This window comes from Arthrobacter sp. Br18 (assembly GCF_000520555.1).
GTDB lineage: Bacteria > Actinomycetota > Actinomycetes > Actinomycetales > Micrococcaceae > Arthrobacter_D.
The window spans coordinates 40,826-42,744 of sequence record NZ_KI914858.1 but is presented as its reverse complement, the minus strand read 5'-3'; the positions used below and the strand labels follow the sequence as shown (position 1 = coordinate 42,744).

Sequence of the window (1,919 nt, the reverse complement as noted above, 5' to 3'; positions counted from 1 at the left end):
CCGGCCACATCGGAGCCGCCGAGCGGCTCGGTCAGTCCGAACGCGCCGATCTTCCGGTACGCGTAGATGTCGGGTAGCCACGCCTCCTGCTGCTCCGTGGAAGCCAGGGCTTCGATGGAGCCCGTGAAGAGGCCGTCGTGGACGCCGATGAAGGTGGCGATGGAGGTATCCGCCCGGGTGAACTCGGCGTGCATCATTCCCGCGAAAAGGTTCGAGTAACCCTGCCGGTGGACGGGGCTCATGGAATCGAGTTCCGCAAGACGGGGAATGAGACTTTGGGGAAATGAGCCCTCGTTCCACCACCCCACGGCGTGGGGCCGCACTTCCGCTGTCAGCCAGGCACGCACTTCCGCGAGCCGGGAACGTTCCTTGTCCGAGAGCAGCTCTTCGAAGGAGAAGAAGTCGCCGTCCGCGTAGGGCAGGTTGTCGAGGTCGATGGCTTGCGTGCTCATGGGTAGTCCTTCACTCTGATCACCTGCGACCAGTTCTTCACGTAGCCCGGGATGGTCCTGTGCGCGGGGCCAGGGAAGGACACCGCTGCACAACATGTTACCCGCCGGTAACTTAGCCCGCCAGTGAAGACCCGATGAGCAACGGAAGCCCCGGAATATTCGAGCATCCGATCTCGAAGATTCCCGGGGCTCCCAGGGGTAGGGCTGCTGGGGCTTGAACCCAGGACAAACGGATTATGAGTCCGCTGCTCTAACCAGCTGAGCTACAGCCCCCTGCGGCGGCCGGCCCCTGCCCCACAGGGAGGCAGGACGCCCGACCGCTCGTTTATTGTAGCCGCTGCCTGCCCTGCCCCAGTGTGCTAGATGTACTCTGCCAGGAGGTCCTCGGTGAGTGCCCCGTAATACAGGGCCTCGAAGGTTGCCAGCGAGGCGTTGATGTCGTGCTTCTCGGCCATGGAACGGCTTGCCTTGCCCATCCGCTCCAGATCCGCGGAGGGGAGGCCGAGAAGCCGGCCACATCGGAGCCGCCGAGCGGCTCGGTCAGTCCGAACGCGCCGATCTTCCGGTACGCGTAGATGTCGGGTAGCCACGCCTCCTGCTGCTCCGTGGAAGCCAGGGCTTCGATGGAGCCCGTGAAGAGGCCGTCGTGGACGCCGATGAAGGTGGCGATGGAGGTATCCGCCCGGGTGAACTCGGCGTGCATCATTCCCGCGAAAAGGTTCGAGTAACCCTGCCGGTGGACGGGGCTCATGGAATCGAGTTCCGCAAGACGGGGAATGAGACTTTGGGGAAATGAGCCCTCGTTCCACCACCCCACGGCGTGGGGCCGCACTTCCGCTGTCAGCCAGGCACGCACTTCCGCGAGCCGGGAACGTTCCTTGTCCGAGAGCAGCTCTTCGAAGGAGAAGAAGTCGCCGTCCGCGTAGGGCAGGTTGTCGAGGTCGATGGCTTGCGTGCTCATGGGTAGTCCTTCACTCTGATCACCTGCGACCAGTTCTTCACGTAGCCCGGGATGGTCCTGTGCGCGGGGCCAGGGAAGGACACCGCTGCACAACATGTTACCCGCCGGTAACTTAGCCCGCCAGTGAAGACCCGATGAGCAACGGAAGCCCCGGAATATTCGAGCATCCGATCTCGAAGATTCCCGGGGCTCCCAGGGGTAGGGCTGCTGGGGCTTGAACCCAGGACAAACGGATTATGAGTCCGCTGCTCTAACCAGCTGAGCTACAGCCCCCTGCGGCGGCCGGCCCCTGCCCCACAGGGAGGCAGGACGCCCGACCGCTCGTTTATTGTAGCCGCTGCCTGCCCTGCCCCAGTGTGCTAGATGTACTCTGCCAGGAGGTCCTCGGTGAGTGCCCCGTAATACAGGGCCTCGAAGGTTGCCAGCGAGGCGTTGATGTCGTGCTTCTCGGCCATGGAACGGCTTGCCTTGCCCATCCGCTCCAGATCCGCGGAGGGGAGGCCGAG

General features: G+C 63.8%; 1 protein-coding gene, 2 tRNA genes and 1 pseudogene. All 4 read right to left on the bottom strand.

The window, feature by feature from the left end; genetic code table 11:
* A partial coding sequence (locus Y704_RS23355; protein ID WP_035772023.1) for an acyl-CoA dehydrogenase family protein occupies positions 1-452 on the bottom strand: 452 nt, incomplete at its 3' end.
* A gap of 199 nt (positions 453-651) precedes the next feature.
* Positions 652-725: transfer RNA gene (locus Y704_RS0108475), tRNA-Ile, on the bottom strand.
* Between the two features lie 235 nt (positions 726-960).
* Positions 961-1,413 (bottom strand): annotated as a pseudogene (locus Y704_RS19875) (acyl-CoA dehydrogenase family protein); the annotation flags it as partial.
* A 199-nt stretch (positions 1,414-1,612) separates the two neighbouring features.
* Positions 1,613-1,686: transfer RNA gene (locus Y704_RS0108465), tRNA-Ile, on the bottom strand.
* Between the last annotated feature and the right edge of the window lie 233 nt (positions 1,687-1,919).